Here is a 23,996-nt window from a genome sequence, read left to right as displayed (position 1 = left end):
CCGACATGACCCCCAGCACCAGCACCCCCGAGCCGACCGGGCCCCGCGCCGTCGGCACCCCCGCCAGCATCCCCGTCGACACCCCCACCGGCAGCGCCGGCAGCGCCGGCACCCCCGCGGCGACCGTCCGCACCACGCACCCCCACACCGGCGCCGTCGTCGAGCAGGTCGTCGTCCCGGCGAGCATCGACGCGCCCGACGCCGCCGACTTCGTCGAGTCGGTCGAGGTCGAGAACGCCGTCCGGCGCGCCGCCGTCGGCAGCGACGAGCTGTCGTGGAGCCCCGCCGAGCTGCTCACCGGCTACCTCGACACGACGTGGTCCGACCGCCGCCGGTTCGTCCTCCGCGAGAACGGCGTCGTCGTCGCGGTCGGCGACTACGAGACGCGGCGCTCCGGCGACGCCGCCGGCACCGCGTGGCTCGACGTCTGCGTGCTGCCCGAGGTCGGCCGTCGCGGCTTCGGCACCGTGCTCGCCGACCACCTCGAGGCGCTCGCCGCCGCCGAGGGGCGCACCCAGCTGATCGCCTACGTGCGGTCGCGGGGCGACGGCGAGCCCCGGCTGACCCCGCCGACCGGCGCCGGCTCGGTGCCCGCGACGAACGTCGAGGTGCGGTTCCTGCGCGGCCGCGGGTGGCAGCTCGGCCAGGTGATGCGCTGCAGCCGCCTCGCGCTGCCGCCGGACGAGGAGGCGCTGGGCGAGATCCGAGACCGGGCCCGCGCCTCCGCCGGTGACGACTACCGGCTGCACTCGTGGGTCGGGCGCTCGCCCGAGCGCTGGCTCGTCGATCTGGCCCTGCTCGAGACGCGCATGAGCACCGACGCCCCCGCGGGCGGCGTGCCCGAGCCCGAGGACGTCTGGACGGCCGAGCGCTTCCGCGACGAGGAGGAGCTCGCGCTCGCCGGCCCCCGCACCCGCTTCACGGCCGTCGTCGAGCACGTGCCGTCGGGGCACCTGGTCGGCTTCAGCCAGCTGGCGGCCCCGGCCGACCTCGCGTCGCCCGCCTTCCAGCAGGACACCCTGGTGCTGCGCGAGCACCGCGGGCACCGGCTCGGCTGGCTGCTCAAGGTCGCGACCACCGACCTGCTCACCGCCGAGCGCCCGGGGCACCCCGCCGTCATCACCTTCAACGCGGAGGAGAACCGCCCGATGCTCGACGTGAACGAGGCCGTCGGCTTCGTCCCGCTCGAGCACGAGGGAGTCTGGAGCAAGCAGCTGCCGGCCCGGTAGGAGGCGCAGCGCGGGCGGCGCGCACCGCCGCGGCCGCCCGGGGAGGCGCGGTGCAGGCCCCGGGGCCACGCCAGCCGCTCGGTGCCCGCGCTGCCACCTCGGGGAGGCGGCTGTCAAGGCCCGACCCGACCCGCGACTCCGGCCTAGCGTCGCAGGAGCCGGCGGGAGGGGCTGCCTCCCGCCGGCACCTCACCGCCACCGACGTCGAGAGGACCCCCGTGCCCCCCTTCACCCCTCAGCACGCCATCGTCACCGGATCCGACTCGGGCATCGGCCGGGCGACCGCCGTCGCCCTCGCCGTCGCCGGGCTCGACGTCGGCGTCACCTGGCTCGACGACGAGGCCGGGGCCGAGGCCACGGCCGAGGAGGTCCGCTCGCGCGGGCGCACCGCCCACGTCGCACAGCTCGACACGACCGACCTCGAGCGCTGCGGCGACGTGGTCGACGAGCTGGCCGACCGGCTCGGCGGCCTCGACGTCTTCGTGTCCAACGCCGGCACCGGCGCCTCCGAGCTCGTCGTCGACATGTCCCTGGCCGAGTGGCGACGGGTCGTCTCCGCCGACCTCGACGGCGCCTTCGTCTGCCTGCAGCGGGCCGCGCGCCGCATGGTCGCCGCGGGCCGGGGCGGCCGCCTGATCGGCGTGACGAGCGTGCACGAGCACCAGCCGCGGGTCGGGTCGGCGGCCTACGACGCCGCGAAGCACGGCCTCGGCGGGCTGCTCGAGACGATGGCCCTCGAGCTCGGTCGGGACGGGATCACGGTCAACGCCGTCGCCCCGGGCGAGATCGCGACGCCGATGACCGGCCAGACCGACGTCGACCCGACGGGGGTCGACCGGCCGGGCATCCCGCTCGGGCGCCCCGGCGACGCGTGGGAGATCGCGTCGGTGAGCACCTTCCTGGCGTCGCCCGCCGCCGGGTACGTGACGGGCGCCTCCTGGGCCGTCGACGGCGGCATGCTGCAGATGGGCCCGCAGGCGGGGTCGCACCTGCAGGACGACAGCTGGCGGAGCGTGTAGCGGGCGGGGGCCTCAGCCCTCCGCGACGAAGTCCGCGCTGACCTCGGCGTGCACCTCGACGTCGGCGGGCACGAGCGCGAACGCCAGCGAGCCGTCGTCGGCCGAGGACGGCGCCGCGGCGCGCGCGAACAGGTCGGGTCCGCCCGCCGCGCCCGCGCCTCCGGCACCCGGGCGCAGCCCCGGCTCCCAGAGCGACCGCAGGGTCGGCGTGCCGAGCCCGAGGGCGTCGGCGTAGTCGACCGCGCGCACGACGGCGTCGGCGACCGCGGCGACCCGTGCCGCCCGGTCGACCTCAGGCCGCCGGTCGTGGCTCAGCGACCACTCGACGCCCTCGACGGCGACCCCCTCGAGGGCGGCGATCCCCGCGACCCAGCGGGCGAGCACGGCGACGTCGGAGAACCGCACGGCGACCGTCGACCGCGAGCGGACCAGCCCGGTGGAGGCGCGGGTGCCGTCCTCCTGCCAGGCACCGGGCACGGGGCCCACGGTCACGTCGTCGGCGCTCCACCAGGTCGCGGCGCCCTGGCGGCGGTGCACGGTGGCCTCGGCGGTCACCCGGTCGTGCAGGGCGACGCTGTCGCGGAGCACCTGCTCGCGGTCGGTGCCCTCCCTCGCGAGGCCGAGGCGCACGGTGCCGCGCTCGGCCCGGTGCCGGTGCGTCGCTGTGCCGGTGACGGAGATCGTGACCACGGGGCGCTCCCGCCTAGCGGACGGCGGGGTCGTCGACGGTGCCGATGCGCCGGCCGGCGTCGACCGCGAGGGCGTCGGCGTCGGTGTCGGTGGCCGCGGGGGCGTCAGGGGCGTCGGGGGTCGTCGCCGGCGCGGTGGCCGTGGGGGCCGCGGGTGCGGGTGCGGCCGCACGGTCGGGTGCGTCGCGGTCGGCTGCCCCGACGTCGCTGTCGCTGTCGCTGTCGAGAGTGTCGGGATCGAGGCCGGCCAGCGGGTTGGTCACGCGCGAGATGAACGCGTTGAGGTCGTCGAGCTCCTCCTGGCTGATGCCGTGGGCGAGGCCGGGGTAGACGGTCTCCTCGACGTCGGCGTGCGCGGCGAGCCAGTCGGCGGTGCGCTGCACGGCGTCGAGCGGGATGACCGCGTCGACGTCGCCGCGGCCCCAGAAGACGTCGGGGCGGACCCGCGCGAGCTCGGCGTCGCGACGCGACGTGGCCTCCGAGTCGTCGGGCACGACGAAGCCCGCGAGCACCGCCGCCCAGGCGAAGCGCTCGGGGGCGTGGCGCAGCAGCTGCAGCGTCAGCGAACCGCCCTGCGAGAAGCCGAGCAGGGCCACCGACGGGTGCGCGTCGCCGAGCGAGTCGACCCACGCGAGCACCGCCTCCGCGGCCTCGTCGACCGGGCCGGGCTCGGGCGAGCCGGGCAGCGCGAGCGGGTACCAGGAGTGCCCGTCGCCGTGCGGCAGCGGAGCCCGGAGGGAGGCGATCGCCAGGTCGCGGGGCAGGTACGGAGCCAGCCCGATCAGGTCGCCCTCGTGCGACCCGACGCCGTGCAGCAGCACGAGCAGCGGGCGGCCGGCACGCTCGGCCTCGTCGGTGGACCAGCGGACGAGGGCGGCATCGATGGTGACCATGGGCCGAGCCTAGCCAGCGGGGCGTCGCGGGGCGCGCCTCCTCGTGCTCCGCTCGTCGTGCCTCGCCCTGTCCCGCCTCGCCGCGTGGGCTCGCTCCGCGCCGGGCGGGCGCGCTCGCCTCGGGGCGTGCCCGCCCGGCGCCCGGCGGTCGTCGGCGTGTTCGCCCCTAGCGTTTCGTCGCCCGGGCGCCGCGCGCTGCCTGTAGACATGGGCCATGAGCTCCGTGCAGACCCCCGACCCCAATCCCGGCTGGCTGTCCGAGGAGGAGCTGCACTCGATCCGCCAGCGGCTGCCCATCCTCTACGTCGAGGCCGTGCCGGTGCGGGTCGACGGCATGGGCATCGTCACCGAGGTCGGCGTGCTGCTGCGTGCGTCGCCCGAGGGCGAGATGTCGCGCATGCTCGTGTCGGGCCGCGTGATGTACGGCGAGAGCCTGCGCACCGCGCTGTTCCGCCACCTCGAGAAGGACCTCGGGCCGATGGCGTTCCCGCAGCTGCCGCCGTCGCCGGTGCCGTTCCAGGTCGCCGAGTACTTCCCGCTGCCGGGCTCGTCGGTCTACACCGACGCCCGCCAGCACGCGGTGTCGCTCGCCTACGTCGTGCCCGTCACGGGCACCTGCGAGCCGCGCCAGGACGCGCTCGAGCTCACCTGGCTGACGCCGCACCAGGCCGCGAGCCCCGAGGTCGCCGACGAGATGGAGGGCGGCCGCGGCGCGCTGCTCCGCTCGGCGCTCGCCTCCGTCGGCGCCCTGCACTAGCGCCCGCCGCGCGCCCGGCCCGCGACCCGTCAGGCACCACTTCTTCGCAGGAGAACCACGCCGCGGCCTGGTTCGGCTGCGAGAACGTGGTGCCTCGGTCTCCGCTCCGCGGCCTGGTTCGGCTGCGAGAACGTGGTGCTCCGTCGGGGGGTGCGTCGCGATCGTCGTCGCCCTCCAGAGGGGGAGTCGCGGGTCGGGTGTCCACAGGCGGTCTCGCTTCCGGCCCAGACCGTGCGATCGCGACGGCACTCTCGTCGGCATGACTCCCGCTCCTCCGCTCCTGCGGCCCTCACCGGCCACCATCCCGCCCGAGCCGCTCGTCGGCACGCTCATCCACCGCTCGTCGATCGTCTCCGCGGGCCGCGACGATCGGGCGCTCCGGAGAGCCGCGGAGCGGGGAGAGCTGGTGCGGGTCGCACCGGGCACGTACGTCGCCGCCACGGCGTGGTCCCGTGCGTCGCCCGAGCAGCGGCACGCCGTCGTCGTGCGCGCGACCGTCGCGCGGTCGAGCGCAGACCTCGTCGTGTCGCATCGATCTGCGCTCGCCGTGCACGGGTTCCCCCTGCTCGCGCCCATGCCGTCGCGCACGCACGTCATCCACCGTGCACGTCGGACGACCCAGACGACCTCGCTGGTCGTCCGCCACGGCGCCCCGCTCGCAGACGAGGAGGTCGGCTCGGTCGACGGGCTGCGGGTCGTGAGGCCTCTCCGGGCCGCCACGGACACCGCACGTCTCGACGACCTCCGCTCCTCCGTGGTCGTGCTCGACCACGGCCTGCGTCAGGGTGCCTTCGACGACGCCGCGCTCCGGGCCGCCGTGGAGGGCGCGCCTCGGGTCGGACGGCGCAGGGCCCTTCTCGCCCTCGACCTGGCAGACGGTTCGTCCGAGTCGCCGGGCGAGTCACTGAGCCGGGTCGTCATGGTCGAGATCGGGGTGCCGCTCCCTCAACTGCAGAAGGAGTTCTGGGACAGGCGGGGGTTCATCGGCCGGGTCGACTTCTGGTGGCCGGGTCTCGGGGTCGTCGGCGAGTTCGACGGGGCGACGAAGTACCTCGAGCTGGCCCGGCGCTCAGGGCGCGACCTCGATCAGGTCAAGATCGACGAGAAGAAGCGCGAGGACCGCATCCGCGCGTTGCCCGAGGTCTCGGGCTTCGCCCGCTGGGACTGGTCGACCGCCAACGACCCACGCCAGCTGGCGCTCACCCTCTCCGATGCGGGCGTCATGCCCCTCGCCGGCAGGCGGTCATGAACCAGGTCTTCGCACCCGAACCAGGCCGCGGCGTGGTTCGAGGGCGAGAAACTGGTTCGTCAGCGATCGCGCGTGGCGTGCCCACCGTGCGCTTCGCGGTGATGAACCAGGTCTTCGCACCCGAACCAGGCCGCGGCGTAGTTCGAGGGCGAGAACGTGGTTCGTCAGCCGCCGCGCGCGGAGCGGCGACGACGAAGCCCCGCCCCGGGCGCGGCACCCGGGAAGGGTGCGCGCCCGGAGCGGGGCCGAGGTGGTGCGGGTGCGTCAGCGAGATGCGAGAACGGGGTGTCTCGGGGTCAGCGGGGAGAGCTGGTGGCTCAGCGACCGCCGCGCTGGCCGCCGCCGCTGCGCGGCTTGCCGCCGACGAGGCCGCCGACCTTGAGGCCGCCGGGGCGACCGCCGTCGGAGGACGCACGGCGCGAGCCGCCGCCGGCGCCGCCGCCGCCGGAGCGCTGGCCCTGCGAGGCGGCGAAGTCGGCCTGGTCGTTGCGCACCGCGTTGGTGCGGCTCTGGCCGCCGTCGCTCTGCGCACGGCGCCCGGTCTGGCGGGTGCCGCGAGCCTCGTCGCGCGAGTCCTCGCGCACGGGCGTCACGGCGCCGCGGCCCGACTCGGTCGAGTAGAAGGTCGAGGCGCCGCCCCGGGGCGCGGCGTCGCGGCGCGAGCCGCCGTCGCGCGAGCCCTGGCCGGAGCCCTGACGCGAGCCGCCGGAGCGACCCGCACCGGCACCGCCGCGACCGGCCTCGGAGCCGCGACCCGCGCCTCCGGACCGTCCGCCGCCGGCACCGGCACCGGCCGCCGCGGGGCGACCCGAGCGGTCGGCGCGGGCGATCGGGTTGCCCTGGCTGTCCTGGCGGGCGGCGCGCTTGCGCTGGGCGTTGGCGCCCTGCGAGCGACCGCCGCCACCGCCGCCCTGCTGCTGCACGGCGGCACGGGGAGCCGGCTTCACGTACGCGGCGACCTCGCCGACGAGCGCGGCGACCTCGGGCGACGACGGGGTGACCGACGTGATGGTCGGGCGGATGTCGGCCTTCTTCATCAGCTGGGCGACGTCGCGCTTCTGGCTGGGGATGACGAGGGTGACGACGTCGCCCTCGGCGCCGGCGCGGGCGGTGCGGCCCGAGCGGTGCAGGTACGCCTTGTGCTCGGTCGGCGGGTCGACGTGGATCACGAGCTCGATGTCGTCGACGTGCACGCCGCGGGCGGCGACGTCGGTGGCGACGAGCACGCGGGCCGAGCCGTCCTGGAAGGCGGCGAGGTTGCGGTCGCGCTGCGGCTGCGAGAGGTTGCCGTGCAGGTCGACGGCGGGGATGCCCGAGTCGGTGAGCTGCTTGGCGAGCTTCTTCGCGTGGTGCTTGGTGCGCATGAAGAGGATGCGGCGGCCCTTGCCCGAGGCGAGCTTCTCGACGAGCGCCTTCTTGGTGTCGAGCGACTCGGTCTCGAAGACGTGGTGGGTCATCTTGGCGACGGGCGAGTTGGCCTCGTCGACCGAGTGCAGCACCTCGTTGTGGAGGAACTGCTTGACCAGCTTGTCGACGCCGTTGTCGAGGGTCGCGCTGAAGAGCAGGCGCTGGCCGTCGTTCGGGGTGGCCTTCATGATGCGGGTGACGCCGGGCAGGAAGCCGAGGTCGGCCATGTGGTCGGCTTCGTCGAGCACGGTGACCTCGACGGCGTCGAGCTTGATGAAGCCCTGCTTCATGAGGTCCTCGAGGCGGCCGGGGCAGGCGATGACGATGTCGACGCCGGCCTTGAGGGCCTGCACCTGGCGGTTCTGCGAGACGCCGCCGAAGATCGTGGTGGTGCGCATGCCGTAGGCCGCGGCGAGCGGCGCCAGCACGGCGTCGATCTGGGTGGCGAGCTCACGGGTCGGGGCGAGCACGAGGCCCAGGGGGCGACCGGCGCGACGGGCGCCGCCGGCCAGCGCGCCGCCGAGGCGCGCCGCCATCGGGATGGAGAAGGCGAGGGTCTTGCCCGAGCCGGTCTTGCCGCGGCCGAGCACGTCACGGCCGCCGAGGGTGTCGGGCAGCGTGTCGATCTGGATCGGGAAGGCGTTCTCCTTGCCGTCCTTCGCGAGGGCGGCGACGATCGGGGCCGGGACGCCGAGCGAGGCGAAGGAGGCGGTGGGGGCGTCGGCGACGTCGGTGGCGTCGGTGACGGGGAGCGTGGTGGACATGCGTGCCTTTCAGGGGCAGGGTGTCGAGCCGGGCCGGGCTGCGGACGGCCGCGACGTCTGCGCGGGGCGCGGACGGCAGGGCGGTGCAGAGCCGGAGAGCGGCTGTCGTAGCCGGGCTCGAGGTGTGGCGACGGTGCAGGTGTGCACGATCGTTTCGCCGCAGAGTGAGCTTCGCGCGCCTGCTGGATGCCTGGGTGTGTGCCAGGTCGGGAGGCGGGGAGGGGCGTGCTACGACGCAGGGGACCGAACGGATCGATCCACAAGTGCCCCCAGTCTAGCGGCTGTGTCGGCAAAGCGCGACGGTCGTCGTTCCGCCCCGAGCGCCGGTGGACGGCAGGGGCACCGAGGGGCTCAGGAGAACAGGCTGCGGATGGCCTTGCCGAGCGCCGTCTTCCGGCGCTGCCAGCCGTGGGCTTCGAGGGTCCGCGTGACCGGCCCGACGACCTTCGCCGAGGTGAAGGTGGCAGTCCCGGTGGCGGTGCCGGTGCTGCGCTCGGTGTTGATCTCTGAGCGCTTGTACTCGTGCGTCTCGGGCAGGAGCGTGATGCGGAGCGCGTAGCTGCTGCGTGCGCTGCCGCCGGCGTCGTGCGCGTCCTTCCAGACCCACCGGGCGACGATGCGCTCGCCCTCGACGGCGACGGTGAACGGGTGCTGCGGGTCGCGGCCCAGGTCGAGCAGGGCCTGGGTCACGGCCTGCGGCGACGAGGGGCCAGCGGGGCCGGAGGAGGCGGGCGGCGTCGTCGAGGTCACGGCGGCCACGCTAGCCGACAGGTCGGTGGGCCGACCGGGGCGGCTGGACGGACCACGTCCAGCCGGCTGGGCGTGCGGGCGTGCGGGCGTGACCCCAGCGCTGCGCGCCGACGTCAGTGCGCCCCGTGGTACCGCTCGCCCACCGGGATCTCGACGGCGACGCGGTTGCCCGGCTGCGCGAGCGGGCAGGCCCAGGCCGGGTCGTACGCACAGCTCGGGTTGTAGGCGAAGTTGAAGTCGAGCACGATCGAGCCGGGCTCCGAGCCGGGGCCGAGGTCGGCGCCCTTGACGGTGTCGACGAGGTAGCGGCCGCCGCCGTAGGTGCCGCCGGGCTTCCCGGCCAGGGCGTCGCCGACGGGCACGAAGAGGCCGCCGCCGTACGAGCGCAGGCGCCAGACGTCGAGGCTGCCGACCCCGGGCACGTCGACCAGGCCCACGCGGTCGAAGGGCACGTCGCCGTCGGTGCCGGTCGTCACGGTCATGCGGTGCGGCTCGGCGGGCGTGATCGGCACCTCGAACCGCCAGGCCGGGTCGTACGGCGCCGTCGGCAGGCCGGTGAAGACGGGGCGGTCCTCGGGCAGCAGGGGGGTCACCGGGTTCGTCGCGAACAGCTCGTCGCGGGTGCGTCGCCACAGGTCGTGGGCCGCCGCGAGGTCGGTGGCCTCGCGCACCTGCCGGTAGAGCCCGTGGATGGTCCGCCGCCAGGCCGCGAGGTCGAGCCCCGAGTCGACGGTCGAGACGGGGGAGGCGAGCTCCGGGGAGGCGGAGGGCACGGAGGAGGCGGAGGGCACGGAGGAGTCGCGGGTCGGGTCGGTCACCGGCTCGACGCTAGACCCGGGCCCTCCTCGTCGACCGGGAACGCGCCTCCCATCGTCCGTGGCAAGCTCGACGCCGGGGGACGACCGGCGTGCCCCCGCACAGGGGGAACCATGAGCACAGTCCGCACCGTCACCAGCACCGCCCTCGTCGCGGCCGCCCTCGCCCTGGGGGTCGTCGGCTGCAGCGCCTCGGCCTCCGTGTCGCCCACGGTGTCGGCGGACGCGTTCGCCACGGCGGTCGCCGACGCCCTCGAGCAGGAGGTCGGCACGCGGCCCGACGTCGACTGCGGCGACGAGGCCGTGCCCGTGGTCGACGGCGACGAGGTGCACTGCGACGTCAACACTCCTGGCTACGACGTGCTCTACGACTCGGTCTCGACCATCTCGACCGAGGGGCAGGACGACGGCGAGTACACGGTGTCGGTCGTCGTCGACGACGAGCCGAAGGGCTGACGCTCGGCCCGGACGGCACCCGCGCGGCGTTGAGCGCGCCCGGCGCGCACCCGGCGCGCGCCCGGTGCTCAGCCCGCGTGGCGCGGGTGCGCGCTCGGCGTGCGCCAGGTCGGCGCCAGCTGCTTCATGCGCAGCGCCCGCCACTGCCACACGGCCCACAGTCCGGGCCAGAGCAGCACGCCGACCGGCCCGGCGTGGAAGACGAGGCGGTCGCGCAGCAGCGTCTCGCCGTCACCGAGCGGGGAGACCGCCATGCGGTGGTCGATGCGCATCGAGGCGAACTGGCCCGAGGTGCCGCGCCCGGTGTCGCGCTGGATCCAGGCCCCGTCGCGCTCGTGCCAGTCGAGGTCGACGTGCGTGTGCCCCAGCGAGGCCAGGCCGAGGATGCGCGCGGAGACCGGGTGCGCCTCCTCGTCCCAGCGGTGCGGGAACCCGCCCGGCTCCTCCGAGCGGTAGACGACGAGGGGCTTCGTCACCGCGACCATGACGGCGGGGTCGCGCAGCGCGTCGGCGGCGGCGTCGACGGGGCAGGCGAGGCGGATCTTGAGCTGCACGTGCATGGGTCGAGTGTGCACCCCCGGTGCTGGGCGAGCCCCGCCCCGCGACCGCAGCCGCTCCACCCCCGCCGCCCCGCAGCCGCTCCACCCCCGCGACCGCAGCCGCCCCGCCCCCGCCGCCCCGCAGCCGCCCTCGTAACGCGCCGCAACACCCGCGACCCGCTCGCGCCCCCGACGTAGCCTCGACGGGTGAGCGAGCCCCAGCAGCAGAAGTACCAGGTCCGGTTCGACCACGGCGTCCCGGGCGCGGCCCGCGTCGTGGCGGGCGCCCACGTCGTGGTCGTCGTCGACGTGCTCGACGGGCACGGCCTCCTCGCGCGGGCTGAGGTGCTCGACCGCGTGGCGGAGCTCGTCGACGACGGGGCCGACCTGCTGTCGGTGACCGCCGCCTCCGCCGCCGACGACGTCGCCCGGCACGTGCTCGACCGGCAGTCCCGCCGGGGCGACCGCGCGGTCGTGGCCGTGGTGGCGGCCGGGTCGGTCGACGACGACGGGTTCCGCCCCGCCGGGGAGGACCAGCTGGCCGCCGGGGCCGTCGTCGACGCGCTCGCCGCGGCCGGGGTCGACTTCTCGTCGCCCGAGGCCGCGCTCGTCTGCGCCGCGGCCGTCTCGCTGCGGCGGGCGTCCGCCCACCTGCTCAGCGCCTCCGTCTCCGCGGCCGAGCTGGCCGGCGCCGGCCGGGCCGACGCCGTCGCGGCCGCCCGGGCCCCTGAGCAGCCGCTGCGCGTCGTCGGGGAAGAGCGCGCGCGGGCGTAGCGTTCACCTCGACGGGCCGGGCCGAGCCGGCCGGGCCCGGACGGACCCCAGAGGAGGAACGATGAAGGCAGTGCTGAGCGACGGCACCGTGGTGGCCGAGGCCCCGAAGGACGACCTGATCTCGATCGAGGGCAACTGGTACTTCCCGCCCGCGAGCGTGGACGCCGAGCTGCTCACCGAGAGCCCGACGCAGTACCACTGCCCGTGGAAGGGCGACACCCAGTACTTCAGCGTGAAGTCGGGCGACACCCTGCTGCAGGACCGCGCGTGGAGCTACCCGACCCCGATCCCCACGTCGTTCGAGCGCGTGGGCCAGGACTACTCGGGCTACGTCGCGTTCTGGAAGGACGTGCAGGTCGTCGAGTAGACGGTCTGACGGGTGCGGCGGGTCGCCGCCCTCCTCGGCGGGTCGGCGACGGCCCGCCCGGGAGGACGGTGACCCGCCGCACTGCTGTCTCCCGGCGGCGTCAGCCCGCGGCGAGACGGGCCCGGTGCGCCCGGACCTTGGCGCGGTTGCCGCAGCGCTGCATCGAGCACCACCGCCGGCTGCGCCCCCGCGACTCGTCGCGGTAGACGAGGCCGCACTCGGGGTTCGAGCAGCGCCGGAGGCGCGAGTCGTCACCGCCGCCGAACCCCACCTCGTCGAGGAGGCGGACGGCGTCGCGCGCGACGGAGGCCAGGGCCTGACCCAGCCGCAGCCGCCCCGCCCCCGCCTGGCGCCGGCCGCCCGCGAGGGTCGGCGGCACGTCGGGGGTGGCCGCGAAGAGGTTGAGCGTGTCGACGTCGTCGGGGTCGGGCGACGTCGCGTCGGTGGCGGCGACGGCCAGGCGGGCGACGGCGTCGCGCAGGGCGCGCGCGTCGGCGAGCTCGCGGTCGGAGGCGGCGGCCCCCACGCCGGGCCAGCGCTCGGCGACCCAGTCGTCGAGGTCGGCGGGCAGCAGCAGGCCGTCCCACGGCACCGACCCGTCGGCCGGCAGCGCGAACCCCGACTCGGGGCCCAGCCGCGAGCCGGCCCGGAACCCGCCGAGGTACGCGAAGTCGAGGCTGAGCGCCCCCGAGTCGAAGAACCACGGGGTGCCCGTGTCGGAACGCAGCCACTGACCAGTCACCTGACCACCCTAGGCGGTGTCGCCGCCGCGGCTCAGACCTCGCGCTTCGTCCAGGTGATCACGTGGGCGGGGTCGTAGCTCCGGGCGCACCGGCCGCAGGTCAGCACCTTCGTCGGCCGGCGGTAGCGGTGGTGCTCGTGGCCCGCGGGGCAGACCCCCACCCAGGGCGCCAGCTCGGTGGCGACGGCGCCGTCGTGCAGCCGCCCGCCGACGTAGCCGAGCTCGGCGGCGGTGGCCCGCCAGCGGGGCCCGTGGCCCGCCCGCGCCCCGGCGATCGCGTGCGCGACCTCGTGCAGCAGCACCTGGTGGATCTCGTCGTCCTCGTACCGGCCGGCGAGGTGCCGCGAGACCGAGATGCGCTTCGCCGTGTAGTTGCAGAGCCCGGCCCGCGTCTTGGCTGCGTCGAAGGCGAAGCTCCACACCGCGGGGTCGAGGTGCAGGGCGATGAGCGCGTCGGCCCAGCGCCGCACCCGGTCGAGGTCGGCCACGGGAGGGTCAGGAGGCGCGGGTCAGCGGCGAGGGAAGGGCCACGTCGTCGGCTGGTCGTCACGGGGCAGCCCGTCGACCACGCCGGTCACGCCGGTGGTTCCGCGACGCGGCTCGTCGTCGTGCGGGCCGTCGGCCCGCCCGTCGCCGCGGGCGGCGCGCTCGGCCCGCTCCGTGCGCTCGCGGTGCGCCGAGGCGTTCGCGGCGAGGCCGGAGATCTTGCTCCACAGGCCGGCGTCGGCGCGCGGCGGCAGCTCCGGCTGCGGGTCGCCCGCCGGGGCCGGCTGGCTGGGGCGCCAGGAGCCGGCCGGGGCCGAGCCCGGGGCCACGGCGGCGGGGCGCTCGTCGTCGGCGGGCGCCGTGGTCGGCACCAGGGCGTCGGAGGGGCGGGAGAGGTCGACGGGGTTCGTGTCGCCGGGGCGGGCCTCCGCGTCCGGCGCGGGGGCCGGCGCGGGAGCCGCCTCGGCGGGCGCGCTCGTGGCCGGGACGTCGGCGGGTGTGGGAGCGCTGACCGGCTCGATCGGCCCCGTGCCCGACAGGTACGCCCGGAGGACGCCCTCGATCGCGCGGCGGAGGGCCTCGACGCGGTCACGCGGGGCGCCGGTGGCCTCGAAGGCGACGACGGCCTGCTGCAGGGCCTCCTGCGCCTCGTCGTGACGGCCCAGGTCGAACAGCGTGTAGCCCTCGAGCTCGGCGGCGGCGGTCTCGAGGTCGCGCCACTCCTCCGTCGAGGCGGTGATGCGGCTGGTGTGCAGGTCGTTCAGGGCCCGCTCGAGCTTGCCCTGCTCGCGGAAGATGTGGGCGCGGCGGATGCGCGCCGCGGTCGAGTCGGCACGGTCGCCGGTGAAGTGGGCGAGGCGGAAGGCCTCCTCCGCGATCGCGAGGGCCTCGTCGAGGCGGCCCAGCGTGCGCAGCAGGTCGGCCCGCTCGCCGAGGGCGGAGGTGCTGCGGCTCTGCCCGAGGGCGGCGAGCCGGGCCTCGGCGGCGCCGACGTCGACGGCCGTGCGCAGGCTGACCGGGTCGAATCCGGCGGCGGAGCTGCTCGGGCGCGCGCGGCCCTCCGAGGCGCTGCCGGGGCGGGCGCTGCCGGAGGCTGATCCGAGGGAGGGGTCGTGCTGGCTCATCGAGTACGAGGGTAACCGCCGGTGCGCGGAACTGGCCGTCCGCCGCGCACGCGACACGCGACTCCGTCCGAGACCGCCCGCCCGGCTCAGTCGAGCGCGGAGAGCGGCACGCTGACGATCCGGTCGTCGCCGCCGCGCGGGTCGCCGCGGCCGTCGGTGTTGTTCGTGACCAGCCAGAGCGTGCCGTCGGGCCCCGGCAGCACGTCGCGCACGCGCCCGAGCGAGTCGTCGCCGGCGAACCGCTCGGTCGCGGTGGCCACGCCCGCCTCGGGCACCTGGATCTCGAACAGGCGCTCGCCGCCGAGCCCGGCGAGGAAGAGGGTCGAGCCGACCGCGGTCAGGCCGCTCGGGCTCGCGTCGTCGGTGCCCCACTGCAGCACGGGCGCGAGCGTGTCGGACGACGGCGACGTGCCCTCGACGTCGGGCCAGCCGTAGTCGCCGCCGGGGCTGACGGCGTTGAGCTCGTCCCAGCGGTCCTGCCCGAACTCGGCGGCCCACATCGAGCCCCAGCCGTCCCAGGCGATGCCCTGCGGGTTGCGGTGGCCGAGCGTGTAGACGGGCGACCCGGGCATCGGGTTGTCGGTGGGCACGTCGCCGGTGGGCGACAGGCGCAGGATCTTGCCCGCGAGCGAGTCGGGGTCGCGGGCCTCGTCGCCGCGGTTCGCGTCGCCGGTCGTGACGTACAGCATGCCGTCGGGCCCGAAGGCCAGGCGGCCGCCGTCGTGGTTCGACGCCTTCGGCACGCCCGTGAGCACCTCCTCGACCGGGCCGAGCCCGTAGGAGCCCGCCGTGCCGGTGATCGGGGCCCGCAGCACGCGGTTGTCGGAGTCGGTGGTCGCGTAGGCGTAGAGGTACGACGGCGAGCCCGCGAGCACCGCGAGGCCGAGCAGGCCGCCCTCGCCCTGGTGCACGACCCCGTCGATCTCGGCGACGTCGCGCACGTCGCCGTCGGCGGTCAGCTCGACCACGCGGCCGGTGTCGCGCAGGCTGACGAACGACGAGCCGCTGTCGAGCCGGACGACCGACCAGGGGGAGTCGAGGCCCGTGACGACGTCGGTGGGCTCGGCGCCCGGCGCGACGCGCACCGCGCCGGTGGTCGTGGCACGCGCGGCCGGTGCGGGCCCGCGGTCGGTCGTGACGGGGGCCGAGGCGATGCCGGAGGCCGAGCGGGAGGCGTCGGCCGAGCCCGGCCCGGAGTCGCCGCCCGTGCAGGCGGCCAGGCCCGCGGCGACGACGATCGCCAGCCCCGCGGCGCCGAGCGCGAGGCGTCGGGGCCGGGGGCGCCTCGTCGTCGTGCTCCGCGCCTCCATCGCTCCATCAGACACGACGGAGACGACACGTGGGGCGCATCGTTGCACGACCGTGACGAGCGAGGGATCGTCGCCTCCGCCCGCGGACAGCCGGCGGACAGCCGGCGGACATCCGCCGACGGCCCGCCCACGGGCGGCGGCGTCGTCAGCGTGCGGCGAGCTCCGCGCGCAGCGGCCAGTCCTGGCCCTCGAGGATGAGCTGGGTGCCCGACCCCGTGCGGCCGTTGACGACGACCGGGGCGAGCAGGTTGACGGTCATGCCCGTCTCGGCCGGCGTCGCGACGACGAGCAGCAGGGCCTCGTCGGCCGAGCGGAGGTCGAGGGCGGTCGTCTGCTCGTCGGTCAGCACCGGCGAGTAGTCGGGCAGGTGCACGGCCGCGTCGAGCACGAACAGGCGCACGGAGGCGTCGACCTCGCTCGTCGCGGGGTCGACGGCGCGGAGGGCGTAGAGCCCGTCGGCCCCGTCGATCTCGTCGAGCACGAAGTCGACGGCCGGCTCGAGCCCGAAGGGAGGCGCGGTGAAGGTCACCGTCGTCGTCACGGCGCTCATCGGAGGAAGTCCATCAGCGACGTCTGCAGCACCTTGGCCGTGACCGCGAGGGCCGCCTGGTACGAGTTGTCCTGGAGCTTGAGGTCGAGCACGGCCCGCCCCAGGTCGAGGTCCTCGAGGCCGGAGCGCTGGGCCTCCAGCGTGACGGAGGTGTCCATGAGTGTGTCCTGCGCTCTCAGCAGCTGGGAATGGCGGGCGCCGATGTCCGACTGGACGCCGCGCAGCGCGCTGACGCGGGTGTCGATGGCGGTGAGGTGGCCGGCGATGCCGGTGGTGCCGGCCCGGAGGTCGGTGGCGATGCGGTCGAGGAGGGCGAAGACCGAGTCGTCGCCGGAGCCGAACGCGGCGGCGCCGTCGGCGTCGACCCGGACGGTGGTCTCGGGGCCGACGCGGCGGGTGACCGCGGCGCCCGCGACGCCGGTGAAGGTGGCGTCGGGCCGGAACGCGACCCCCGCGTCGGAGGTGCCGGCGAAGACGCTGCGGCCGGCGTAGCTGGCGTTGGCGTCGGCGAGCAGGTCGGCACGGAGGCCGCTGATCTCGGTCGCGATGGCGTTCCGGGCGTCCTGGGAGAGCGCCCCCTCGTTGGCGCCCTGCACGGTCAGCTGCCGCACCTTGGCGAGCACGGAGTCGGCGGCGGTGAGGGCGCTGTCGGCGGTGTTCAGCCAGCCGGAGCCGTCGTCGACGTTGCGGCTGTGCTGGGCGGCGGCCGACTGGAGGGCCTTGACGCGCAGGGCCTCGGCGGTGCCGGTGGGGTCGTCGGAGGGCACGGAGATCGCCTTGAGGCTCGACGCCCTGTCCTGCATCTGGGCGAGGCGGGTGGCCCCGGCCTGCAGGTGCTCCTGCGACCGCAGCGCGGTCATCTGGTTCGTCACACGGGTCAGCATCGCCCCTACCTCCCGACCCGGCCCATGCCGTTGATCAGCGTGTCGAGCATCTCGTCGATGGCGGTCATCACTCGGGCGGCTCCCTGGTAGGCGTGCTGGTAGCTGAGCAGGTTCACGTTCTCCTCGTCGAGGCTGACGCCGGCGCCGCTGAGCTGGCGCGACTTCGCCGACGTCGCGGCGAGGTCGGTCAGCGTGGACTGTGCCGACTCGGTCTGCGACGCGGCGCCGACGCCGGCGACGATCGTCGACCAGGTGCGGTCGGGCGAGCCGGTGCCCACGCCGACCTGCGAGACCGCCTGGGCGATCGAGCCGTCGAGCGCGCCGCCGGTGGCCGAGCGCGAGGCGATGGTCGCGGCGCTGGTCGGCAGCACGGTGAGGCCGCGCGCCGCGGAGACGCCCGCGGTCTGGCCGAAGAAGGCGCCGCCGGGCGAGCCGTCGGCCGTGACGCCCGTGGCGTGCACGGCGTTGACCTGGGTCGCGAGCTGGCTGGCGAGGGCGTCGTACGACGCCGCGGCCTGGGCGATCGCCCCGCCGCGGCCGTCGCCGGTGGCCGGGGCGAGCAGCGAGACGGCGCCGGCGAGGCTGCCGCCGTCGAGGGCGATCGCGTCGTCGGGGCGGTGGCTCCAGGCGAGGCCCACGGCTGCGCCGCCCACGGCCGTCGTCATCGAGTGCTCCCCGGTGACGACGATGCTGCGGGCGGTCGTGCCGCTGACGAGCGCGTTGCCGCCGAGGAGCACGTCGACCGTGCCGTCGCCCGCGTCGCGGACGGTGCCGCCGGCGAGCGACGCGATCTTCTCGGTGAGGCGCGAGCGGGCGTCGATCATCTCGTTCGCGCTGACGCCCTGCTGGGTCGCGGTACGGATCCGGTCGTTGAGGTCGGCGACCTGGGTCGCGGCGCTGTTGATCTGCCCGGCGAGCGAGTCGGCCTGGCCGCGCACAGCGGTCCACTGGTCGTCGACGGCCTTCCAGCCGCTGGCGATGCTGCCGGCCAGGGTGGTCGCCTGCCCGAGCAGCACGGCCGCGGGGCCGGTCTCGCCGGGGTGGTTGCCGAGGTCGCTCCAGGCGTTCCAGAACTGGCCGAGCTGAGCGGCGATGCCCGTCTTGCTGGGCTCCCCGAGCGACTCCTCGAGGGTCGACAGGGCGGAGGCGCGCACCGACTGGTAGCCGGCGGCGGCGGCGGTGCCGCGCACCTGGCCGTCGACCACCTGGTCGCCGAGGCGGGCGATCGCGTCGACCGAGATGCCCTGGCCGGCGACGACGCCCGAGCTGTAGAGCCCCACGCGGGCCGGGGCCTCCACCGATGACTGCCCCACGCGCTGGCGGGTGTAGCCCTCGGTGTTGACGTTGGCGATGTTCTGGCCGGTGACGTCGAGCCCGGTGCGGGCGGCGACGAGGCCGGTGTAGGCGGTGCTGAGCCCGCCGAAGGTGCTGGCCACGGTCACAGCCTCCCGTCGAAGAGGTGCCCGCCGGAGGCGGTGGTCGCGCTGGCCGGACCGCCGCGGCGACCGGGGGCGCCGGCCCCGACGGAGCCGCTCGCGTCGTAGATGCTGCCGGCGGCGGCGTCGGCCGCCGTGGCGAGGGTCTCCTGCGTGGCCCGGGCGGCGGCGCGGAGGAAGCGCTCGTTCTCGTCCCGCAGCTGCGCGATGCGCGCGGTGAGGTCGGTCATGGAGCGGAGGTGGGCCGTGAAGATCTCGCCCCAGGGGCCTGCGGGAGCCGCGGCGATGATGTCGCGCAGGGGCGCCTCCTCGTCGGTGCCCCACTCCTGGGCGACGCTCGAGACCTCGACGCTGCGGGCGAGCCCCGCCTCGCGGAGCCGGTCGAGCACCTGCTCGACCTCGCGCGTGGCGTGGTCGACCCAGCGGGTGCGGCCCGCGGTGAGCAGCAGCTGCTCCTCCTCGAGCTTGAAGGTGAGCAGCTCGAGGAGCTCGCGCTCTCGCCAGAGCAGAGCGGACAGCTCGTTCGCTCCCATGTCGGTCTCCTGTGGTCGGGTGTGGTCGAGGAGCGGTGACGTCCTCTTCAGCGGGGACTATCGGCGCACCCCGGCGGGGCGTTAGGCGCCCGGCCGGACGATGTCGTGCGGTCGGCCCTACAGGGTCGGCGGGGGTCGGCGGAAGGGGCGTTCCACCCCAGCCCGGGGGGCACCTCCGGCGAGGCCCCCCCGGAGACGTGACAGGCGCGCCCCCGCTCTGGGGACAGCGCGGCCCCCACCCGCCCCCCGCGCGTCGATAGCGTTGCTGGTGCACGGCGGGCCACATCGACACGCCGGGCCACGGACTCGATCCGGGGCCTGCAGCACCGCCCGCCCCACCTCGTACCACCACCGCCGCGCCCCTCACGGGGCCGGCAGCGTGACGGATCGAGACAGCCCTGATCAGAGGGCTGTTCGTCGCGCCCTGGAACACCTCGGACGTGCCTGCCCCCGCAGGCCCCTCTTGCTGGGAGCAAGTGAATGAACCGCACCGACCGCGCCACCCGCGACGCCCTCGTCGTCGAGAACCTGCCCCTCGTCGGCTACCTCGTCTCCGAGGTCTGCTCACGGGCCACGCACCTCTCGCGCGACGACCTCGCCAGCGTCGGCGCCGTCGCCCTGGTCCAGGCCGCCGAGGCCTTCGACCCCACGCTCGGCATCCCGTTCGGCGCCTACGCCCGCACCCGCGTCGTCGGCGCGTTCGCCGACGACATGCGCTCGGGCGACTGGGCGAGCCGGGGCACCCGCAAGCGCATCAAGGAGACCCTGGCCGTGCAGGAGGCGCTGAGCGCGTCGCTGGGGCGCGCCCCCTCGGTCGACGAGATCGCCGGTGCCCTCGGGGTCGACCGCCAGACCGCGACCGCGGCCCTCACCGACGCGGCGCGGACCGTCTCGAGCCTCGACGACACCGTCGCCGACCACCTCGCCGCCGACGTGCCCCTGCCCGGCGAGCAGCTGCTCGCCGCTGAGCGCAGCCGGTACGTGCGCGCCGCCGTCGAGGCGCTGCCCGAGCGCATGCGCCTCATCGTCGAGGGCGTCTACTTCGGCGACCGCACGGTCACCGAGATCGCCGACGAGCTCGGCATCACCCACAGCGCCGTCTCGCAGCAGCGCACCGAGGCCGTCCGCCTGCTGCGCGACGCCCTGGCGGCGCACTACGCCGACGACGAGGCGGCCGAGTTCGTGCCGGTCTCGAAGACCGCGCCGGCGCGCCGCAGCGCCTACCTGTCGCGCGTCGCCACCAACGCCGCCGTCGGCATCGCCCGCGCCATGCGCGAGCCCGCCGCGGACGGCTTCAGCGCCGCCGTCTAGGCGGGCCCCAGAAAACTTCCGGAGGTCGCTAACGACCACCGGCAGCCGGCCGACAGTAGCCGGTGTCAGCCCACGGACGGGCTGACGAACACCACCCAGTCACGGAAGAGGAAACACCATGGGCATGCAGATCAACACCAACATCGCTGCGAACAACACGTACCGCAACCTGAACGCCACGCAGAACGACCTGTCGAAGAGCCTCGAGAAGCTCTCGTCGGGCCTCCGCATCAACCGTGCCGCTGACGACGCGGCCGGCCTCGCGATCTCCGAGGGCCTGCGCTCGCAGGTCGGCGGACTGACCGTCGCCGCACGCAACGCCCAGGACGGCATCTCCGTCGTCCAGACCGCTGAGGGTGGCCTCACCGAGACCCACTCGATCCTGCAGCGCATGCGCGACCTCGCGGTGCAGGCCGGCAACGACTCGAACAACGCCGACTCGCGCACCGCGATCAGCACCGAGGTCTCGGCGCTGCAGAAGGAACTGGGCCGCATCGCGAGCTCCACGAACTTCAACGGGACCAGCCTGCTCAACGGCACCGCCGGAACCTCCAAGGACGGCAACATGACGTTCCAGGTCGGTGCCAACGGTGACAAGGACAGCCAGATCACGGTCAACCTGTCCAAGGCCAACGTCGCCTCGATCGCCGACAAGCTGACCACAGCCGACACCGGAACCACGGGCAGCAGCTTCGACATCGCCGACATCTCGAAGGTCTCCGGCGTGCAGACCTTCTCCGCCACCACCAAGGCGGGCGAGACGACGACGATCAAGACCGCTGCCCTCACGGGCCCGTACAAGAGCGTCACCGAGTTCGCGGCAGCCCTGAACGGGGACGCCGCGTTCGGCTCGAAGTTCTCGGCCACCGTCACGAAGAACGACAACGGCAACGAGACCGGGATCGTCGTCACGGCGAACAACGGCGGGGTCGTCTCCACCACCACCGACGCCAGCACCGACGTCAAGGGTGGCACCGAAGGCACCGCAGCCGTTACGGGCGGCCTGAAGTTCGGCACTGCTTCCGAGGCCCAGGCGTCGATCAAGCTGATCGACGAGCAGATCAAGACGGTCTCGACCGCTCGCTCGGAGCTCGGTGCCGTGCAGAACCGCTTCGAGCACGCCATCAACGTGACGAACGTGGCGAAGGAGAACCTGACGGCGGCCGAGTCGCGCATCCGCGACACCGACATGGCGCAGGAGATGGTCAAGTACACCCGCTCGAACATCCTGAGCCAGGCCGGCACCGCGATGCTCGCGCAGGCGAACCAGAGCACCCAGGGCGTCCTGTCGCTCCTCCGCTAGTCGGCGGGCGACACGGTCACCGACTCGTCGGCGACCGGCCCGACGCCTGATCCCAGCGGGCGCCGAGCACCACCCTGGTCGGGTGCGTGACCGGTGCGCGACGGGGGAGCAGCTGATCCTCTCCCCCCGAGCGCGCCGATCACGCACCCGACGCTCTCCACCCCGCCCCACCCGCCCGATCCCCACCGCGAGAGGCACCACCATGGCGAACCTCGGCATCGACGGCCTCGCGAGCGGCCTCGACACCACGTCGCTGATCAACTCGCTGATGTCGATCGAGGCGACGCCCCAGACGCTCCTGAAGAACAAGGTCACCGCGGCCAACTCGTTCGTCACGTCGATGCAGACGCTGAACGCCCAGGTCGCCGCCCTCGCGACCACGGCCACGACCGCCGCGAAGCCCGGCTCGATCGACCTCTTCACCGCCACGAGCAGCTCGACCGCCGTCACCGCGAAGGCCGCGGCCGGCGCCGCCTCGGGCAGCATCGAGTTCACCGTCGGCGCCACGGCGCAGGCGAAGACCGCGGTCACGGCCGCGATGACCGCCTGGCCCACGAGCCCGGCGACCCTGACCTTCACCTCGAGCGCCGGGACGCAGACCGAGGTGACCGCCGCCTCCTCGTCCCTCGACGACGTCGTGAAGGCCGTCAACGACTCCGCCGCCGGCGTCAAGGCCGTGAAGGTGCCCGTCGGCAAGGACGCGTCCGGCGCCGCCGTCTATCGGCTGCAGCTCACCTCGGCCACCTCGGGCGCGACCGGCGACTTCGCCGTGCACCGCGGCACCGCGGCCGAGACGACGGCCGGCACCGCCCCCGACCTCCTCGCCGAGCCCGGCGCCGCCGTCGTCAAGACGGCGCGCGACGCCTCGCTGACCCTCTACGCGGGCACCGCCGCCGAGCAGGTGGTGACCAGCGCCTCCAACACGTTCACGGATCTGCTGCCCGGCGTCTCCGTCGACGTGACCGCCGCCGCCGTCGGGGCCACCGCCCCGGTCACGATCATGATCGGACGCGACGCGACCGCCGCCGGCAAGGTCGCCTCGGGGCTCGTCTCGAGCCTCACGGCCGTGCTCGGCGCGATCACCGCCGGCCAGGCCACCACGTCGACGACGGGCGCGACCGGCAACACGACCGTCAAGGGCGGGGCCTACACCGGCGAGTCGTCGGTGCGGGCCGTTCAGCAGGCGCTCCAGTCGGCGGCCTCGCAGCCGATCGGCGGCAAGTCGCCCTCGACGATCGGCGTCGTGATCCAGAAGGACGGCTCGTTCTCGTACGACGCCGACAAGTTCGCCGCGGCGCTCGCCGCCGACCCCGTCGGCACCCAGTCGATGCTGAGCACCCTGGCCGACCGCATCGCGAAGGCCGCGAGCAGCGCCTCCGACAAGGCCTCGGGCACGCTCACGACCGTGATCACCGGCCAGCAGTCGGTCGTCAAGGACCTCGGCGGCCGCATCGCCGACTGGGACCTCCGGCTCGCCACCCGCCGCGCGACCCTGCAGACGGTGTACTCGAACCTCGAGGTCACGCTCAGCAACCTCAACTCGCAGTCGACCTGGCTCAGCAGCCAGGTCGCCTCCCTCACCGCCCAGACGAAGTGACCATGGACGCCTCCTCCTTCGCGGCCTTCGCCGCCGCCCCCCGGCCCACCGCCGTCGCGCAGCGCCAGCGCGCCCAGTACAACGCCGAGGCGGTGCTCTCGGCGACGCCCGTGCAGCTCGTCACGATGCTCTACGACCGCCTCATGCTCGACCTCGGCCGCGCCGAGGCGGCGCAGCTCGTCGCCGACTGGGGCACCGCCGCCGAGCAGCTGCTGCACGCGCAGGCGATCGTCGCCGAGCTGTCGTCGTCGCTCAAGGTCGACGTCTGGGACGGCGGCGAGGGGCTGCTCGCGCTCTACGGCTACACCTCGACCGCGCTCGTCAACGCGAACGTGCACCACGACGTCGAGCTGACCCGCGAGGTCGTCGGCCTGCTCGACCCGCTCCGCCAGGCCTGGCACGACGCCGCGGCGTCGCTGCAGGCCGGAGGCGCGGCGGGCGTCCCGCTGCCGGCTCCCGCCTCGCCGGGCGCCGCGGTGCCCGGGGCTGGCCTGCCGCAGCCGGCGGGGGTCGCCGCGTTCGGCAGCGCCACCTCCGGCTACGGCGCCACCATCGCCTCCTCGTCGTCGCTCGGCGGAGCGCTCGGTGTCGCCTGACGCCACCGCTCTCCCCGCTGAGGCGCCGGCGGCCGTCGCCGACACCGACGTGCTCGCGCACGCCGGGTGGGCCGCCGCCCTCGACGAGCTCGAGGCCCTCGCGCTGACCGTCGACGCGACCGGCGGGGCGGGCCTCGACGACTCGGCCCCGCGCCTCCTCTCGTGGACGCCGCCGACGGGCCTCGGGCCGCTGCCGGCGGAGCTCGCCGACCGCGCGGCCGTCGTCGCCGCGGCCCAGCGCGACGCCCTGGCCCAGGTCGACGACGCGCGCCTCGTCGTGCTGCGGCACCTCGAGGTCGTGCGCACCGTCGAGGCCTCGCACCAGCCCGAGCGCCCGGTCTACCTCGACGCGACGGGCTGACGCCTCACGATCGATCGTCTTCCATACAGCTCTATCGCCAATCTGCGATAGAGCT

The 23,996-nt window shown here is 75.2% G+C and carries 26 protein-coding genes; 12 read left to right on the top strand and 14 right to left on the bottom strand.

Going from position 1 to position 23,996, the window contains the following annotated elements; translation table 11 throughout:
• Positions 1 to 5: 5 nt before the first annotated feature.
• Positions 6 to 1,229 (top strand): GNAT family N-acetyltransferase, encoded by a 1,224-nt coding sequence (locus tag ASF82_RS12660; RefSeq protein WP_056057587.1) that lies wholly within the window; start codon positions 6 to 8, stop codon positions 1,227 to 1,229.
• 218 nt (positions 1,230 to 1,447) lie between these two features.
• A complete protein-coding gene (locus tag ASF82_RS12655; protein WP_056057584.1) occupies positions 1,448 to 2,248 on the top strand; it encodes an SDR family oxidoreductase in 801 nt (266 codons plus the stop codon).
• A 12-nt stretch (positions 2,249 to 2,260) separates the two neighbouring features.
• Here the strand turns inward: ASF82_RS12655 and ASF82_RS12650 are convergent, their stop codons facing one another.
• Both ASF82_RS12650 and ASF82_RS12645 read right to left on the bottom strand, forming a co-directional pair.
• The gene (locus ASF82_RS12650) at positions 2,261 to 2,938 is read right to left on the bottom strand and encodes an SIMPL domain-containing protein (protein WP_056057582.1); all 678 of its coding nucleotides are present in this window, start codon (positions 2,936 to 2,938) and stop codon (positions 2,261 to 2,263) included.
• 13 nt (positions 2,939 to 2,951) lie between these two features.
• Positions 2,952 to 3,830, bottom strand: a complete 879-nt coding sequence (locus ASF82_RS12645; RefSeq protein ID WP_156370135.1) for an alpha/beta hydrolase — start codon at positions 3,828 to 3,830, stop codon at positions 2,952 to 2,954.
• Positions 3,831 to 4,044: 214 nt separating this feature from the next.
• On the opposite strand from ASF82_RS12645, the gene ASF82_RS12640 reads away from it, so the two are divergent.
• Entirely contained in the window at positions 4,045 to 4,587 is a 543-nt protein-coding gene (locus ASF82_RS12640; RefSeq protein ID WP_056057579.1) for an NUDIX hydrolase family protein, read from the top strand.
• Between the two features lie 259 nt (positions 4,588 to 4,846).
• Positions 4,847 to 5,836, top strand: coding sequence for a type IV toxin-antitoxin system AbiEi family antitoxin domain-containing protein (locus ASF82_RS12635; protein ID WP_056057576.1), 990 nt, complete (start codon positions 4,847 to 4,849; stop codon positions 5,834 to 5,836).
• A gap of 317 nt (positions 5,837 to 6,153) precedes the next feature.
• On the opposite strand, the gene ASF82_RS12630 is transcribed toward ASF82_RS12635, so the two are convergent.
• The 3 genes from ASF82_RS12630 to ASF82_RS12620 form a co-directional block, all read right to left on the bottom strand.
• A complete protein-coding gene (locus tag ASF82_RS12630; RefSeq protein ID WP_082514617.1) occupies positions 6,154 to 8,007 on the bottom strand; it encodes a DEAD/DEAH box helicase in 1,854 nt (617 codons plus the stop codon).
• A 351-nt stretch (positions 8,008 to 8,358) separates the two neighbouring features.
• A complete protein-coding gene (locus tag ASF82_RS12625; RefSeq protein ID WP_156370133.1) occupies positions 8,359 to 8,757 on the bottom strand; it encodes a hypothetical protein in 399 nt (132 codons plus the stop codon).
• Between the two features lie 113 nt (positions 8,758 to 8,870).
• Complete coding sequence (locus ASF82_RS12620; protein ID WP_056059140.1) at positions 8,871 to 9,530, bottom strand: DUF1684 domain-containing protein; 660 nt, start codon at positions 9,528 to 9,530, stop codon at positions 8,871 to 8,873.
• 156 nt (positions 9,531 to 9,686) lie between these two features.
• Here ASF82_RS12620 and ASF82_RS15615 point away from each other — a divergent pair, with 156 nt between their 5' ends.
• Positions 9,687 to 10,028 (top strand): DUF4333 domain-containing protein, encoded by a 342-nt coding sequence (locus ASF82_RS15615; protein WP_056057570.1) that lies wholly within the window; start codon positions 9,687 to 9,689, stop codon positions 10,026 to 10,028.
• Positions 10,029 to 10,096: 68 nt separating this feature from the next.
• On the opposite strand, the gene ASF82_RS12610 is transcribed toward ASF82_RS15615, so the two are convergent.
• Positions 10,097 to 10,588 carry a hypothetical protein gene (locus tag ASF82_RS12610; protein WP_056057566.1) on the bottom strand — a complete coding sequence of 164 codons (492 nt, stop codon included), beginning with the start codon at positions 10,586 to 10,588 and terminating at the stop codon, positions 10,097 to 10,099.
• Between the two features lie 186 nt (positions 10,589 to 10,774).
• Here ASF82_RS12610 and ASF82_RS12605 point away from each other — a divergent pair, with 186 nt between their 5' ends.
• Positions 10,775 to 11,341: a hypothetical protein gene (locus ASF82_RS12605; RefSeq protein WP_056057563.1), complete on the top strand. Its 567-nt coding sequence runs from the start codon at positions 10,775 to 10,777 to the stop codon at positions 11,339 to 11,341.
• 61 nt (positions 11,342 to 11,402) lie between these two features.
• On the top strand, positions 11,403 to 11,708 hold the full coding sequence (locus ASF82_RS12600; RefSeq protein ID WP_056057558.1) for a DUF427 domain-containing protein: 306 nt from the start codon (positions 11,403 to 11,405) through the stop codon (positions 11,706 to 11,708).
• 100 nt (positions 11,709 to 11,808) lie between these two features.
• On the opposite strand, the gene ASF82_RS12595 is transcribed toward ASF82_RS12600, so the two are convergent.
• From ASF82_RS12595 to ASF82_RS12560, 8 genes are all read right to left on the bottom strand, one after another.
• Entirely contained in the window at positions 11,809 to 12,450 is a 642-nt protein-coding gene (locus ASF82_RS12595; RefSeq protein WP_235491283.1) for a CGNR zinc finger domain-containing protein, read from the bottom strand.
• A 32-nt stretch (positions 12,451 to 12,482) separates the two neighbouring features.
• Complete coding sequence (locus ASF82_RS12590) at positions 12,483 to 12,938, bottom strand: SprT-like domain-containing protein (RefSeq protein WP_056057556.1); 456 nt, start codon at positions 12,936 to 12,938, stop codon at positions 12,483 to 12,485.
• 21 nt (positions 12,939 to 12,959) lie between these two features.
• Positions 12,960 to 14,060 carry a tetratricopeptide repeat protein gene (locus ASF82_RS12585; RefSeq protein ID WP_056057553.1) on the bottom strand — a complete coding sequence of 367 codons (1,101 nt, stop codon included), beginning with the start codon at positions 14,058 to 14,060 and terminating at the stop codon, positions 12,960 to 12,962.
• An 86-nt stretch (positions 14,061 to 14,146) separates the two neighbouring features.
• Positions 14,147 to 15,385, bottom strand: coding sequence for a sorbosone dehydrogenase family protein (locus ASF82_RS12580; protein ID WP_235491282.1), 1,239 nt, complete (start codon positions 15,383 to 15,385; stop codon positions 14,147 to 14,149).
• Between the two features lie 130 nt (positions 15,386 to 15,515).
• The gene (locus tag ASF82_RS12575) at positions 15,516 to 15,920 is read right to left on the bottom strand and encodes a flagellar assembly protein FliW (RefSeq protein ID WP_056057547.1); all 405 of its coding nucleotides are present in this window, start codon (positions 15,918 to 15,920) and stop codon (positions 15,516 to 15,518) included.
• A complete protein-coding gene (locus ASF82_RS12570; protein WP_056057544.1) occupies positions 15,917 to 16,804 on the bottom strand; it encodes a flagellin in 888 nt (295 codons plus the stop codon). The genes ASF82_RS12575 and ASF82_RS12570 overlap by 4 nt, the downstream gene beginning before the upstream one ends.
• A 5-nt stretch (positions 16,805 to 16,809) precedes the next feature.
• Positions 16,810 to 18,240 carry a flagellar hook-associated protein FlgK gene (gene flgK, locus ASF82_RS12565; RefSeq protein WP_056059135.1) on the bottom strand — a complete coding sequence of 477 codons (1,431 nt, stop codon included), beginning with the start codon at positions 18,238 to 18,240 and terminating at the stop codon, positions 16,810 to 16,812.
• A 2-nt stretch (positions 18,241 to 18,242) separates the two neighbouring features.
• The gene (locus ASF82_RS12560) at positions 18,243 to 18,773 is read right to left on the bottom strand and encodes a flagellar protein FlgN (protein ID WP_056057542.1); all 531 of its coding nucleotides are present in this window, start codon (positions 18,771 to 18,773) and stop codon (positions 18,243 to 18,245) included.
• 480 nt (positions 18,774 to 19,253) lie between these two features.
• Here ASF82_RS12560 and ASF82_RS12555 point away from each other — a divergent pair, with 480 nt between their 5' ends.
• From ASF82_RS12555 to ASF82_RS12535, 5 genes are all read left to right on the top strand, one after another.
• Positions 19,254 to 20,084, top strand: coding sequence for a sigma-70 family RNA polymerase sigma factor (locus tag ASF82_RS12555; protein ID WP_056057539.1), 831 nt, complete (start codon positions 19,254 to 19,256; stop codon positions 20,082 to 20,084).
• Positions 20,085 to 20,202: 118 nt separating this feature from the next.
• Positions 20,203 to 21,387: a flagellin gene (locus tag ASF82_RS12550; RefSeq protein WP_056057536.1), complete on the top strand. Its 1,185-nt coding sequence runs from the start codon at positions 20,203 to 20,205 to the stop codon at positions 21,385 to 21,387.
• Between the two features lie 202 nt (positions 21,388 to 21,589).
• Positions 21,590 to 22,984 carry a flagellar filament capping protein FliD gene (gene fliD, locus ASF82_RS12545; RefSeq protein WP_056057535.1) on the top strand — a complete coding sequence of 465 codons (1,395 nt, stop codon included), beginning with the start codon at positions 21,590 to 21,592 and terminating at the stop codon, positions 22,982 to 22,984.
• Positions 22,985 to 22,986: 2 nt separating this feature from the next.
• Positions 22,987 to 23,580, top strand: coding sequence for a flagellar export chaperone FliS (gene fliS / locus ASF82_RS12540; protein WP_082514615.1), 594 nt, complete (start codon positions 22,987 to 22,989; stop codon positions 23,578 to 23,580).
• On the top strand, positions 23,570 to 23,941 hold the full coding sequence (locus ASF82_RS12535) for a hypothetical protein (RefSeq protein ID WP_056057532.1): 372 nt from the start codon (positions 23,570 to 23,572) through the stop codon (positions 23,939 to 23,941). The genes fliS and ASF82_RS12535 overlap by 11 nt, the downstream gene beginning before the upstream one ends.
• Positions 23,942 to 23,996 lie beyond the last annotated feature (55 nt).

It is taken from the genome of Frigoribacterium sp. Leaf164 (assembly GCF_001423665.1).
Lineage (GTDB): Bacteria > Actinomycetota > Actinomycetes > Actinomycetales > Microbacteriaceae > Frigoribacterium > Frigoribacterium endophyticum.
Note: the sequence above shows the minus strand (reverse complement) of the source record. Positions and strands in the feature narration are given on the sequence as shown.